10 protein-coding genes and 1 pseudogene are annotated in these 14,107 nt (G+C 61.0%); 8 read left to right on the top strand and 3 right to left on the bottom strand.

From position 1 onward, the window contains the following. The 5 genes from CH74_RS06360 to CH74_RS06380 form a co-directional block, all read left to right on the top strand. A partial coding sequence (locus CH74_RS06360) for a class I adenylate-forming enzyme family protein (RefSeq protein ID WP_216594724.1) occupies positions 1–1,299 on the top strand: 1,299 nt, incomplete at its 5' end. Between the two features lie 309 nt (positions 1,300–1,608). Continuing rightward, positions 1,609–3,360, top strand: a complete 1,752-nt coding sequence (locus CH74_RS06365) for an FAD-binding protein (RefSeq protein ID WP_253272975.1) — start codon at positions 1,609–1,611, stop codon at positions 3,358–3,360. Further along, positions 3,357–4,115: a glucose 1-dehydrogenase gene (locus tag CH74_RS06370; RefSeq protein WP_048306637.1), complete on the top strand. Its 759-nt coding sequence runs from the start codon at positions 3,357–3,359 to the stop codon at positions 4,113–4,115. Before CH74_RS06365 ends, CH74_RS06370 begins: the two co-directional genes overlap by 4 nt. Positions 4,116–4,118: 3 nt before the next feature. Further along, positions 4,119–5,729, top strand: a complete 1,611-nt coding sequence (locus CH74_RS06375) for a FadD3 family acyl-CoA ligase (RefSeq protein ID WP_048306638.1) — start codon at positions 4,119–4,121, stop codon at positions 5,727–5,729. 62 nt (positions 5,730–5,791) lie between these two features. Further along, positions 5,792–7,024 carry an NADH:flavin oxidoreductase gene (locus CH74_RS06380; RefSeq protein ID WP_048306639.1) on the top strand — a complete coding sequence of 411 codons (1,233 nt, stop codon included), beginning with the start codon at positions 5,792–5,794 and terminating at the stop codon, positions 7,022–7,024. A gap of 301 nt (positions 7,025–7,325) precedes the next feature. Here the strand turns inward: CH74_RS06380 and CH74_RS06390 are convergent, their stop codons facing one another. The 3 genes from CH74_RS06390 to CH74_RS06400 all read right to left on the bottom strand — a co-directional run bounded on the left by CH74_RS06390 (position 7,326) and on the right by CH74_RS06400 (position 11,194). Further along, positions 7,326–7,649 carry a hypothetical protein gene (locus CH74_RS06390; RefSeq protein WP_048306641.1) on the bottom strand — a complete coding sequence of 108 codons (324 nt, stop codon included), beginning with the start codon at positions 7,647–7,649 and terminating at the stop codon, positions 7,326–7,328. A gap of 136 nt (positions 7,650–7,785) precedes the next feature. Next, positions 7,786–10,182, bottom strand: coding sequence for an RND family transporter (locus tag CH74_RS06395; protein ID WP_048306642.1), 2,397 nt, complete (start codon positions 10,180–10,182; stop codon positions 7,786–7,788). Beyond that, a complete protein-coding gene (locus CH74_RS06400; protein WP_082140319.1) occupies positions 10,109–11,194 on the bottom strand; it encodes a YCF48-related protein in 1,086 nt (361 codons plus the stop codon). The genes CH74_RS06395 and CH74_RS06400 overlap by 74 nt, the downstream gene beginning before the upstream one ends. A gap of 245 nt (positions 11,195–11,439) precedes the next feature. Here CH74_RS06400 and CH74_RS06405 point away from each other — a divergent pair, with 245 nt between their 5' ends. The 3 genes and pseudogenes from CH74_RS06405 to CH74_RS06415 form a co-directional block, all read left to right on the top strand. Beyond that, positions 11,440–12,663 carry an acyl-CoA dehydrogenase family protein gene (locus CH74_RS06405; RefSeq protein ID WP_048306643.1) on the top strand — a complete coding sequence of 408 codons (1,224 nt, stop codon included), beginning with the start codon at positions 11,440–11,442 and terminating at the stop codon, positions 12,661–12,663. A 57-nt stretch (positions 12,664–12,720) separates the two neighbouring features. Next, entirely contained in the window at positions 12,721–13,767 is a 1,047-nt protein-coding gene (locus tag CH74_RS19800; RefSeq protein WP_048306644.1) for a ferredoxin--NADP reductase, read from the top strand. A gap of 43 nt (positions 13,768–13,810) precedes the next feature. Beyond that, positions 13,811–14,107 (top strand): annotated as a pseudogene (locus CH74_RS06415) (electron transfer flavoprotein subunit beta/FixA family protein); the annotation flags it as partial.

Below are 14,107 nucleotides of genomic sequence, written 5' to 3' on the forward strand. Positions count from 1 at the left end.
GGAATGGGCGGTGGCCTTCGTCGCCGCGGCGATGCTGGGGCGGTGCCCGCGCCGATCAATAGTTTTGGTCTGGGTAACGAACTGCGCAGTGCCTTGCAGTCAGTCGCTCCCAGCGTGCTGTGCTGCGACAGCGATCGTCTGAAGCGGCTCGAGGGCGATCCGGGCGTGCCCGGTTGCCACGTGGTGCGGGTGGGGGAGCCGGTCGAGTCGCGCCATGACGCTCAGGATTACCATACGCTCATCCAGGGGCCTCAGCATGCTTTGCCCGAGGTTCATCTCGCCCCGGACGATCCGGCGCTGATCCTGTTCACCTCCGGGGCTACCAGTCAGGCCAAGGGGGTGCTTTCTTCTCAGCGGGCGGTGTGTCAGGCTCTGACCAACATCGACTATATCGGCGCGATCTCCGCCATGAGTTCTCCGCGCACCATCCAGCGAATCATGCAAAGCGGTCATGAGCCGACGACGCTGACGGCGGTGCCGCTGTTCCATGTCAGTGGACTGCATGCCCAGCTGCTGACCGCCTTGAGCAAGGGACGCAGGCTGGTGTTCCTGCATCGCTGGGACACCCGGGAGGCCTTGGAGCTGATGCGTGTCGAGCAGGTCACTCAGTTCAACGGTGCGCCTTCCATGGTGCGCCAGCTACTCGCCGAAGAAGAGTTCTTCGATCCTGCCATCCAGGATGTATTGATGGGCCTGGGCTTTGGCGGTGCCGGCCTGCCGGAAAGTCTCATCGACCGTGTACTGACCAGGATGCCGGAAAAGCTGTTGGGCATCGGCTACGGCATGACGGAATCAAACGGCGTTTGCGCCGCGATTTCCGGTGATCTTTTCAAGAGCAATCCCACCAGCTCAGGGCTGATCTCGCCATTGATGCAGGTGCGCATCGCCTCTGCAGACGACGCGGAGCTGCCTAATGGCGAGGTCGGTGAAATCTGCCTGCGAGGGGCAGCATTGATGCAGGGCTATTGGAGCGGCAACGGGGTTTCCCGTCAGGCGCTGGCGGATGGCTGGTTGCATACCGGCGATCTGGGCTACCGGGATGACCAGGGGTTCTTGTACGTGGTGGACCGGCTCAAGGACATCATCAACCGCAGTGGCGAAAACATTGCTGCCGCTGAGGTGGAGTCCTGTTTGATGACACATCCTGCGGTCATCGAAGCGGCAGTCTTTGGCGTGCCGGACCCGGACACCGACGAAGCGGTCATGGCCGTTGTCAGCGTGGCGCCGGAGTGGGACCCGAATCCCCAGGCGCTGCGTCGCCATGTTGCCGACGCCTGGCGGGGTACAAGGTGCCGGTAGAGATCGAGATTCGTCAGCAACCGCTGCCGCGCAATCCGGTGGGCAAGTTGATCAAACCCCGCATCAAGCGTGAATTCCTCGAAGAGCGAAGCTCCTAACCTAGTCCGGTTCGACGATGAGCCGGAGCTGGCCCGCTCGCATCATTGGATTCAACTTCATCATTCATGCCTGCCGATAGCCGGCGTGGAGCGTCGGCGAGGTCTCGGCGATGCTTGCCTGGCGTGACAACCCTCAGGGGAGAATCATGACTTCACTCGCGCAATCTCCAGAAACCTTCGACGTGATCGTGGTTGGCTCCGGCGCCGGCGCATGACCGCGGCAGTCTTCGCCGCGGATCAAGGCCTTTCGACTCTGATCGTTGAAAAAAGCGATCGCTGCGGGGGCACCTCGGCGCTATCCGGCGGCGGCATCTGGATTCCCAACAATCACCATTTTCAGGCCAAGGGCGGCAACGACAGCTTTGATCAGGCGCTGCGCTATCTAGAAGCGTCCACCCAAGGCGGCGTGGAAACCGAACGGCTGCGCGCCTACCTGGATAACGCCCCCAAGATGATTCGCGAGCTGGAAGCCACCAGCCGAGTGCGGTACGCGGTGGCGGAGAAATACCCCGACTACTATCCCAATCTACCCGGTTCCCTGGCCGGTGGGCGTACTCTGGATCCGGAGCTTTTCGATACCAGCGTACTAGGCGATGAGCTCGAACGCGTGCGGGAGCCTTCTCCCACTACCCTGTTGATGGGAAAGATCGCCTGGACCGCCCGCCATGCCCATAAGGCGATGTCCCGAGAGCGGGGCTGGCGCCTGATGATCATGTGGCTGATGGCGCGCTACAAGCTGGATCGCAAATGGCGCAAGAAGACCAAGCGCGATCGTCGGGCGGCGCTGGGCTATTCCCTGGTCGCCTCCCTGCGCGCCTCGCTGCAGGATCGCGGCGTGCCGGTATGGCTCAACACGGATTTTCGCGAGCTGATCACCGAAGGCAAGCGAGTCAGCGGTGTGATAGTGGAACGAGACGGCAAGCCCCTGCGCCTTACGGCCAAGCGCGGCGTGATCCTGGCCTCCGGGGGCTTCGAGCAGAACCCGCAGCTGCGTGAGCGCTATCTGCCCACGCCCAATCAGGCCGGTTGGAGCGCCACGCCGCCGGGCAACAATACCGGTGCCGCCCTGGAAGCGGGCCAGGCCTTGGGGGCGGCCACGGAGCTGCTCGACCGGGCCTGGTGGTCGCCGTCCATCAGCGTGCCCGGCGAGGACAAGGCCCGAGCCATCTTCGCTGAGCGCGCCTTTCCCGGCGCCATCGCGGTCAATAGTCAGGGCAAGCGTTTTGTCAACGAGGCCTGCCCTTATCTGGAGTTCGTCGAGGCCATGTATGAGGACAATCGGGCCAGCGGGGGCAAAAGCATCCCGGCCTGGGCAATCTTCGACAGTCATTTCCGCTTTCACTATGCCATGGGACCGCTGATGCCCGCTCAGATCAAGCCGGATAGCCGGCTGCCCAAGGCGTGGCTGGGCAGCGTCTACTGGAAGGCGGATAGCCTGGCGGAGCTTGCGGGACAGATTGGCGTTGACGCCGCCAAGCTCGAACAGACCGTGGAACGGGTCAATGGCTTCGCCGAGACCGGCAAGGACGAGGATTTCGATCGCGGCGGCAACGTCTACGATCGCTATTACGGCGACATCAACGTCAAGCCCAATCCGTGCTTGGCGAAACTCGGCAAACCGCCGTTCTATGCCATGCGCCTGGATGCCGGGGATATCGGGACCAAAGGTGGACTCAAGACCAGTCCCCAGGCTCAGGTGGTCACGCCGGAAGGCCAGCCGATTGTCGGCCTGTATGCCATCGGCAACTGCTCGGCGGCGGTCATGGGCACTTCCTATCCTGGTGCCGGCTCTACCCTGGGTCCGGCTATGACCTTCGGTTATATCGCCGCCCGGCACATCGCCGAACATCGTCCTGAGGATGCGTCTCACACCGAACCCCATTCCTCGGATGCAAGAGTCTCGCAAGCCCACGCGCCAGAAGCACATGCCTTGGGAGCAAAAGCCCAGGGAGAGCAGTCATGACCGCACGCTTGCAAGACAAGGTGGCGCTGGTGACCGGGGGTGCCAGCGGTGTCGGACGCGCCGCCGTCATTCAGCTGGCCCGGGAAGGTGCTCGCGTAATAGTGGCGGACATCGATCGCGAGGCGGGCACTGCTCTCGCGACGGAAATCGGTGACGCGGCGATGTTCGTGATGCTGGATGTTGCCTCTCAACAGGCGTGGCAGTCCGCCATCACTGAGGTAGAAGAGCATTTCGGACGCCTGGACGTGCTGGTCAACAACGCCGGCATTCTGCGCCTGGGCTCCATCGAGGAGGCGACCCTGGACGAGTGGCGACAGGTGATGAGCGTCAATGCGGACAGCGTGTTTCTCGGTTGTCAGACGGCTCTGCCGCTGCTCAAGCGCCAGGGTGGCTCGATCGTCAACCTGTCCTCCGTCGCCGCCCTCGGCGGCATCGATCACTACGTCGCCTATTCCGCCTCCAAGGGCGCCATTGCGGCAATGACCCGTACCATTGCCACCCACTGCCGGCGTCAGAAATATCGTATTCGCTGCAACTCGATTCATCCGGACGGCATCCTCACCCCGATGAGCCAGCGCGCCTATCCGCCGGGTGTCGATCCGGCGGATTACACCATCGATGCCGACCCCATGAATCGTGTCTGCCTGCCGGAGGATGTGGCGGCGGCAATCGTCTTCCTGGCCAGCGACGAGTCCCGCGCGATCAACGGTATCGAGCTGCGGGTCGACAGCGGTCAATTCGTGATGGGTATATGAATCATGAGTGAGCAGCAAGCAAGACAAGACGCAGAGACGATCATCACGGCGACCAGCATTCCGGAGCTGGTGATGATCGCCGCCGAGCGCTTTTCTGGCATCACCGCGCTGGAAGGCGACGGGCAGGCCATCGATTATGCGGACCTGCCTCATGAAGCACTGGCAGTTGCCCGGGCCCTGATGGCCCAGGGTATCGACAAGGGCGATCGGGTCGCTGTCTGGGCACCCAATATCTCGCGCTGGGTGCTGGCGGCCCTGGGCATCCATTTCGTCGGGGCCGTGCTGGTGCCTATCAATACCCGCATGAAAGGCGCCGAGGCCGCGGATGTTCTGGAACGAAGCGGCGCTCGGGCGCTATTTTTGATAGGCGATTTTCTCGATACGGACTATCCCGCCATGCTCGAGGGGCGTCTGATGGATGCCCTGACAACTCGGGTGCTGCTCAATGAGCGTCGCACCGGTCCCGCTCACGGCCTTCATGCATGGGAGGCTTTTCTGGCCACGGGTCAGCGCATTTCCGAACAGGACGCTCGTGCCCGGGCCCGGGAAGTTGAAAGCACCGATCTTTCGGATTTGCTGTTTACCTCCGGGACAACCGGCAAACCCAAGGGGGTGATGAGCGCCCATGGTCAGAACCTGCGCGCCTTCGCCGAGTATGCACGCATCGTGGGTTTACAGGCCGGCGATCGCTACCTGGTCGTCAATCCGTTCTTCCATGCCTTTGGTTACAAGGCCGGCTGGCTGACCTGCCTGTTAAGCGGCGCCACCATCCTGCCCCAGACCCTGTTCGACGCCGAGGCGGTGTTCGAGCGCATCGAGCGCGACCGTATCACCATGCTGCCCGGGCCGCCGACCCTGTATCTATCGCTGCTCGCCCATCCGCGTCTGAAGAGCGCCGATCTGTCCAGCCTGCGCATCGCCGTCACCGGCGCCTCGACGATTCCGCCGGTGCTGATCGAGCGCATGCGGGAGAAGCTTGGCTTCAAGGTGGTCACCACCGCCTATGGGCTGACCGAGTGTGGCGGGCTGGCGACCATCTGCGACCCAGGCGACGACGCCCAGACCATCGCCACCACCAGCGGCAAGGCGATCGCCGGCACCGAGGTGGCGATATTCGATGAAAGCGGACGCCGATGCTCCCCTGGTGAAGCCGGAGAAATCTGCCTGCGCGGCTTTCATGTCATGCAGGGCTACTTCGAGAATCCCGGCGCCACCACGGAGACCATCGACGCCGAGGGCTGGCTGCACACCGGCGACGTGGGCATTCTCGACGAGGCGGGCAATCTGCGCATCACCGACCGCTTGAAAGACATGTTCATCGTCGGCGGCTTCAACTGCTATCCGGCGGAGATCGAGGCGGCGCTTGCTGCTCATCCCGCCATTGCCCAGAGCGCGGTGGTCGGGGTGCCGGACGAGCGCCTCGGCGAGGTCGGCTGTGCCTATGTGGTACTGATGAAAGAGCGCACGCTGGACGAAGCGACCCTGATTGCCTGGGCACGGCGCAACATGGCCAATTACAAGGTGCCCCGCCACATACGTTTTCTGGAGACCTTGCCGGTCAATGCCGCCAACAAGGTGAACAAGGTCGAGCTACGCCAGTCCTTCTGCGACTGATGCATTTTTGGATCTATTGCCCCCGGACCCATCTTATTCATTGAGTTGCGAAAGGAGTTCTCATGTCGGCCGAGTCTGCCGCCTTCACGCCCATCACTCTCGGGCCGCTGACACTGCGCAATCGTTTCATCAAGTCCGCCACCAACGAGGCCATGTCCCGAAAGGGTCGGCCTACCCGGGCCATGGTCAAGCATCATCGTGATCTGGCTGCCGGTGGGGTAGGAATGACCACGGTGGCCTACATGGCGGTGGCCAAGGTAGGGCGCACGCTGCCGGATCAGATCTGGATGCGCCGGGATATCCTGCCGGACCTGCGCGCCCTGACCGAAGCGGTGCACGCGGAAGGCGGTGCCATTGCCGCTCAAATCACCCACGGCGGCTCCTTTGTCACCGGCATCAAGGTCTGGAGGCGTACCGTCAGTTCTTCCTCCGGTTTCAATCCTGCAGGGGTGCTCAAGGGCAACTTCCTGCAGCGAGCGATGAATGAACGGGACATGGCGCGCATCATTGAAGAGTTCGTCGATGCGGTGAAGCTTGCCCGAGAAGCGGGCTTCGACGCGGTGGAGCTGCACATGGGCCACGGCTATCTGCTCAATCAGTTCATCTCGCCGCTCTCCAACAAACGTAAGGACGAGTACGGCGGCAGCGCCGAAAATCGGGCGCGTTTTCCCGCGCGAGTGCTGGCGGCGGTGAAAGAGGCGGTGGGAAAGGACATGGCAATACTGGCCAAGATCAACGTTGCCGACGGGGTACGACGCGGCGCGGACGTGGAGGACGCCATCGTCACCGCCCGCATTCTGCAGGAAGCCGGGGCGGACATGCTGGTGCTCTCCGGCGGGCGCAACGTGGAGTCCACCTTCTTCATGTTCGGCAGCAACATGAATCTCGATGAATTCACCAAGGTGCTCAAGAACGACCGCTTGAGCCTTGCTGCACTCAAGATGTCCGCCAAGCATGCCCCCAAGGTGACGTTTCGCGAGCTCTATTTTCTCGAGCGCTCCCGGCGCATCCGCGCTGCGGTGGATATCCCTCTGGCCTACCTGGGTGGCGCCAAGAGCCTCGCCAACGTCGATCGGCTGATGGAAGAAGGCTTCGACTGCATCGCCATGGCCAGGGCCCTGGTGCACGAGCCGGCCCTGATCAACAAGTTTAAAAGCGGTGAGCTAACCGAGTCCGGCTGCGACAGCTGCAACGGCTGCGTCGCCTATATCTATCATCCCGGCGGGCTCTGGTGCGTGCATCGTCCCCCCAACGATCCGGTGCTGAACACCATTCCTGCGGCGCAGGTGGGGTGAAAGGTTAGGGTGGTTTACAGAACGACAAAATCTCGGGGAGCGATGGCTTGTTCAGGAAAAGTCCTGAGCAGTTTCTTGTCGCTAGTGACGAGCGGTATGTCGAATCGCTGTGCAAGCGATACGAACTATGGTTGTATTTTGGTTTCGATATGGTTTTCGTCAAGGGTGTGGTAATGCTTATATCCCTGCTCTGCATTCATTGTTTCATGATCATCTTTTATGTTGTGAAAGATACGTTAAAACAACGACACCCGGCTTTTTAGACCGGGTGTCGTCGTTCAAACGTTAGAATAAGCGTTGCCTAGTTAGTCGGTCCGTCGGTATCCGTTTCCGCCTCATAGCCGGCGTCGGTGCCGGTATTGGGCAGCATGTCGTTACCTGATTTTTCCTCGAGTTCGCGGCGTTTTTGCTCCGCTTTGCTCTCCATTCCTTTCATGCCATCGTGGCCGGCCGTCTCCTTATCCATTGCGGTGTCGTTCTTGTTCTGCTGATGATCGCCTCCTTGATTCATCTGTTGGGTATCGCTGGTCTCCGACATCTGACTGTCGGTTTCCTGAGCCAGCGCGGCGGTGGAAAACGCAAGTAGAGATGCCAGTAACGCACTCGTTAGGGACAGTCCTTTCATGGGGTTCTCCTGGTTCGACGGTACGGCCTACCTGTTAAAACCTAGCTGAGTGGGGTAAGGCCGACAACGTGGCAATGCCACAAAAACCGCCCCTGTACAGAACAGGGGCGGAAATGCGTTGCTCATGACACTGGGGTCAAGGGGTATCCAGCGCGGTCTTGCCTGGCTGCGTAGCCGCTGCCGGGCGCCGTTCCTTGTTCTCTACGTTGAGCCAGCAGGCCAGGGCGGGCAGCAGGAAGATCGCTCCCAGCACGTTGACTAGGAACATGAAGGCCAGAAGGATACCCATGTCTGCCTGGAACTTGAGCGCCGAGAAAGCCCAGGTGCCGACCCCCAGGGTCATGGTGATGGCGGTGAACACCGCTGCGGTGCCGCGCTGCTCCATGGCATGGTAGAAGCCGACCTGCAGCGACACGCCTTTGTCCTGCATCTCGTGCTGCAAGCGTTCGTAGATATAGATGCCGTAGTCCACACCGACCCCGACCCCCAGCGCAATCACCGGCAGGGTGGCAACCTTGAGACCGATCCCCAGCAGGGACATCAAGGCATTACACAGGATGCAGACCAGCATCAGGGGGACGACTACGCACAGCACTCCACGCCAGGAGCGGAAGGTCAGCCAGCACAGCAGGGAAATGGCAGCAAAGATCGAGATCAGCATCTGGGCCTCGGCGTGTTCTACCGCCTCGTTGGTGGCGGCGGCAACGCCGGCATTGCCGCCGGCCAGACGGAAAGTGACGTTGTCGGTGACGTCGCTTTCGATGAAGCGCTCCATCTCGCCCACGACGTGTTTGAGGGTGGCGTCTTCGTGATTTTCCAGGAAGACCATCATGTTGATGACATCGCAGTTGGCGGTGTTGAAGCCGTTTTCCGGATTGGCGGCACCGCTGCCGGCGCGTAGCGCCATGGAAGAACGCTGCAGCGTTTGCCAGCGCGGGTTGCCCTCGTTGTTGCCGGAAACGTGCAGTTTGGCCAATCCCGATACCGTGGAGACGGACTCCACGCCATCGACGCCCCGCATGCGAAGATCAAAGCGATCCACCGCATTGAGAACTTCCCAGTTGAGACACGCTTCTTCGACGCCCTTGGCTTCCACGTACACGGATAGCACGTCCATGCCGATGGAGTACTCGTTGATGATCTGGGCGTTGTCCAGGTTATAGCGGGAGTTCTCGCGCAGTTCCGGCACTCCGGAGCCAATGTCTCCGGTCAACAGATGCCGGGACTGATAGGTGCCCCCGGCCAGCAGCACGAGCATCACGGCAAAGCTCGCCAGGGCCGGCCCCGGACGGGCCAGATTGGAAATTGCCCACCACAGCCGATGAGGTTTTTCGGTGCTGGGCCGAGTGGCGCGAGCCAGTTTTTCGAGCTTCAGGTGAGAAAGAATGATCGGCATGAACAGCTTGTTGGTGACGATCATCAGCGCCACACCAAGACAGGCGGTGACCCCGAGTTCATGCACCATGGGAATGTCGATTACCATGATGACCAGAAAGCCCAGGGCGTTGGCCAGCAGTGCCACGCTACCCGGGATCGCCAGCTTGCGGAAGGCACCTTCCGCAGCGTCTATGGGCGAGGCGCCCAGCAGTATTTCCTGCTTCCAGGCGTTGGTCATCTGTACGGCGTGAGATACCCCGATGGAGAAAATCAGAAACGGTACCAGCACCGACATGGGATCGATGCCGTAGCCGATCAGCGGCAGAATGCCCAGCAGCCAGATGACCGGTAGCAGGGCCACGGTAAGCGCCAGTACTGTCAGCTTCAGGGACTTCGAGTAAATCCACAGCAGGATGGCGGTGATCAGGAAGGCGGCAGCGAAGAACAGCACCACCGTGGTCAGCCCTTCCATCACATCGCCCATGACCTTGGAGAAGCCGATGATCTGGATATCCACGTCCGAGCCGTCGAGCTGCTGACGGATGTTTTCCAGGTGCTTGGCCACGGCAGCGTAGTCCGTCGGCTCGCCGGTTTCCGGATTTATCTCGAGCAGTTCCGCCTGGACCATGGCCGCGGTCTGATCGTTGGAGACCAGGTTGCCGATCTGGCCGGACTTGGCGACGTTGGAGCGGACCTTGGCCAGATCTTCTTCGTTACCGGTAAAACGTGACGGGATGACTTCGCCCCCCATGAAACCGAACTCGGTCACTTCCACATAGCGCACTTCCGGGCTGAACAGCGAACGCACCGTGGTGCGGTTGACCCCGGGGGTGAAGTAGACCTCGTCGGTGACTTCCTTGAGTTTTTTCAGGAAAGAAGGATTGAAGACATCGCCTTCGCCTTTCCACTTCAAGCTGACCATGATGCGGTTGGCGCCGGTAAATTCATCGCCATGCTCGTTGAATGCCTCCATGAATTCGTGATCCTGGGGTATCAACTTTGAAAAACCCGCATCGAAGTGAAGATTCGTGGCTGAAATGCCAAGCCCCACAGTGATGGCCAGGAACAGGATACCCAGCGGTTTACGCGCCAGAATCAGCAGTCGGGCAATGCGATTGACCAGGCGCATAGTGCGAGTAGGAGAGACGTTGCTCATCATGAGGCTCCCGCTTGTTCAAGGGTGTGAAAGGCGCTGGATTGGGCTGTCTGCTTTTTTTTGCGGGAATTCGCGTCAGCCCGCCGGTGCTTACCAGCAACCATTGCCCGTCCGGGGTGAGCTCTAGATCCGTCAGGGTGCTCTTGCCTTGGCGGCGTATCACCTCGAAGGAGCGTCCTTGATCGTGACTTGCCAGAATCGTGCCTCCTTGGCCGGCCAGCAGTAGCGGCCCGTCGGGCAACTGACGGTGAGCGAACAAGGAAATGGGGATGTCGAAGGTCGAGCGCTCCCAGGTCTTGCCGTCGTCCGTGGAGCGAAAGATATTGCCGCGCATGCCGTAGGCCACCCAGGTTTCATTACCCAATGAGACGGCGCCATACAGGGAGCCCTCGTAGAACTCGGGAACCTTCGTCCAGGTTTCGCCGCCATTCGCCGAGCGGAAGACGGTGCCCATCTCACCCACGATCAACCAGTGGCGCCCATCCGCGGAGCCGCTGATGCCGTTGAGATGCCAATCGGTGTTGTCAGGGATCTCTATCGGCTGCCAGCTGAGCCCGGAGTCGTCGGAGCCGAGCACGCGTCCGAAGGCTCCTATGGCCATCCAGCGACCCGAGGGAAGCTCGGTGAGATCCAGCAAGGGTTCGCCGCGCTCATTGTCGAAGGCCACTTCCTCCCAGTTAAGCCCCCCGTCGGTGGTGCGCAGAATCCAGCCTTCGTGGCCAATGGCCAGGCCATTACGCTCATCGGCGAAGCGCAAGCGGGTAATGAGCGCATTGCGATGTTGCGATAATTCGGCACTCTGCCAGTTTTCTCCATCATCCTTGGAGACCAGAATATGGCCTTGCTCCCCGGCTGCGACCAGACCGGCCTCGGTCTCGGCAACGCTGGTCAACACCATCTCCTGTATCGGCAGGCGCGTGGGATCGAGTTCAGGTGTTAGACGTGGGGAAAAGGCATAGATACCTGCTGCTGCGACGATCAAGGCCATCACAATGCCGATTGGTGTACGCATGCAGTGCCTCCGTTGTTGTTGACGAGGACCCGGGGCCGGGTACGTGACACTTTGATGCTGCCCATTATCGATCTCTCGGGTGTGGCGGCATCGTCCAAACGAGCTAGCCAGAGGCATGAAGCGGTAGTCCATTTTGACGATGAGCAGGCAGGATTCTCGTGGGATTCTGCTGTCATAAGCAGCAGGCAGCCATTCGCCGACACGAGAATGGCAATGACCAATCGTAGACCAAGAGGGTTCCCACGATGAACGTGCTGGCAGAAGACTTCATGGCGGATACGCAGCAGGAAGGTTTCATGACACCTGAGGCGATCGAATTGCTCCAGGCTGCTCAGGATCTCGCTCCACGCCTGGCAGAACGCGCGCGCCGCGCCGAAGAGGAAGGACGCATCCCGGACGAAAACATCCGCGATATTACCAAGGCAGGATTGTTTCGCGTACTTCAGCCCAAGCGCTGGGGCGGCTATGAGCTGGACCCACGGGTGTTCTATCGGGTACAGATGACCCTGGCTCAAGGCTGTATGTCCACCGCCTGGGTCTATGGCGTCATCGGGGTGCACAACTGGCAGCTGCCGCTTTTCCCCGAGCAGGCCCAGCAGGACGTATGGGGTGAGGACAGCTCGACCCTGATTGCCTCGACCTACATGCCGGTGGGCAAGGCGACGCCGGTGGAAGGCGGCTATCGCTTCTCCGGACACTGGGGCTTTTCCAGCTGCGTCGAACACTGCGAGTGGATTCTGTTGGGCGGGCTCTTGCCCAAGCTGAATAGCCCGGACGAACTCGAACATACGACATTTCTTCTGCCCAAGTCAGATTTTCGCATCGTCAAGAACTGGGACGTGCACGGCCTGCGCGCCACCGGCAGCCACGATATCGTCGTCGAAGACGCCTTCGTGCCGACCCATCGCACCCAGCGCACCAACAATCACAGCGACGAGGGCTGTCCCGGACGCAAGGTGAACAATGGCTGGCTGTATCGCGTTCCTTTCACCCAGATGTTCCAGCGCGCCGTTTCGTCTGCCTGTATCGGTGCCCTCGATGGTGCCATCGCCGGCTTCCGCGACTACGCCAGCGGCCACATGGGCAAGCATGGCTCCAAGACTGCGGACGATCCCAACGCTCAGATTGCGGTCACCCAGGCGCTGATGGCAAGCGATCAGCTCAAGCTGGTGCTGATGCGCAACTATCAACGCGTCGCCGATTGTGCCCGTAATGGCCAGCAGATGGATGTGGAAGAGCGCCTTTTGCAGCGTGCCCAGTCCGCCCAGGTGCCGCAGGTGTGCTGCGAGAACGTCGATCGGCTGCTGCGCGCTTGCGCTGCTTCGGGTCTGTATCGGGGCAATCCCATCGAACGTATCTTCCGCGACATCCATCAGGCCCGCGGCCATATCGCCAACAACACGGATGCTTACGCCCGAGCTCATGGCGCCGTAATGCTGGGATTGCCCAACGCAGATCCTTTCGTCTAAGTGGACGGCCAAAAGCCAGACTGAGCCAAACGAGTCATTGATCGAGGGAGTGCCGACATGGCCGATTCACGTTTTCATCACCTACGGGTGAGTCGGGTGGTCGAGGAGACCCATGATGCGCGCTCGCTGATCTTTGAAGTGCCCGAGGCGCTGAAGGAGCGGTTTCGCTATCGGCCGGGACAGTTCGTGACGCTGCGTCTGCCGATGGGAGAGCGATTCATCCAGCGCTGCTATTCCATGTCGAGCGCACCGACGCTGGACAAGGCGCCCCGGGTCACCGTCAAGCGGGTAGCGGACGGTCGCGGCTCCAACTGGGTCTGCGATCGGGTGCGTGTCGGCGACAGCATCGAGGTGATGGCCCCGGCGGGCATCTTCGTGCCGGACTCCCTGGAAGGCGATTTTCTTTTATGTGCCGGGGGTAGCGGCATCACGCCGGTGTTCTCCATTCTGCGCTCGGTATTGAGTAACGGCAGTGGTCGAGTGCGGCTGCTGTTTGCCAATCGCGACGAGCGCTCGGTGATCTTCGCCAAGGAGCTCGATGCCCTGACCCGGGAATATCCCAAGCGCCTGCAAGTGATTCATTGGCTCGACTCCTTGCAGGGAGTCGCGCCTCAGGAGCAGCTGGCCTGGCTGGGACGGGACTGGATTCATGGGCAGGCGTTCATCTGTGGTCCTGGACCCTTCATGGATGCCATGGTCACCGCCCTGGAAAAGGAAGGCATGGCACCGGAGCGTATCCACGTAGAGCGCTTCGTATCCCTGCCGGACGAAGACGCGGCGCCGGTGGAAAGCCAAGAAGCCGGCGAGGCGGCTCAGCTTGCGGCGGTGGACTCGGCTCAGATCACCGTCGAGATCGGCGGCCAGGTACACGAGTTTTCCTGCGACGGTGCGCAGACGCTGCTCGAGGCGGCAGAGAAGGCAGGCGTTGAATTGCCTTATTCCTGTCAGGCAGGCATGTGTGCCACCTGTGTCTGCCAGATTACCGAAGGCGAGGTGACCCTGCGCACCAACGATGTACTTGATCAACGGGATCTGGACCGCAAGCTGATTCTTGGCTGCCAGGCGGTGCCGGCGAGTGAGAATATCCGGGTCAAGTACCTCTAGGAATTTGCCTTTCGCATTAGCCCATGTTTCAAGGAGCCTTCCGATGAAAATTCTCGTCGCGGTCAAACGCGTCATCGATTACAACGTCAAGATCCGCGTCAAGGCGGATCATTCCGACGTCGATCTCACTAACGTCAAGATGGCCATGAACCCCTTCTGCGAGATCGCCGTGGAAGAGGCGGTACGCCTGAAAGAGCAGGGCGTGGCCACCGAGGTGGTGGCCGTCTCCATCGGCCCCAAGTCCGCGCAGGAACAGCTGCGCACCGCGCTTGCCTTGGGCGCCGACCGAGCCATTCACATCGAAACCGACGAACGGGTCGAGTCCTTAGGCGGTGGCCAA

This window comes from Halomonas sp. PR-M31, from assembly GCF_001039575.1.
Lineage (GTDB): Bacteria > Pseudomonadota > Gammaproteobacteria > Pseudomonadales > Halomonadaceae > Modicisalibacter.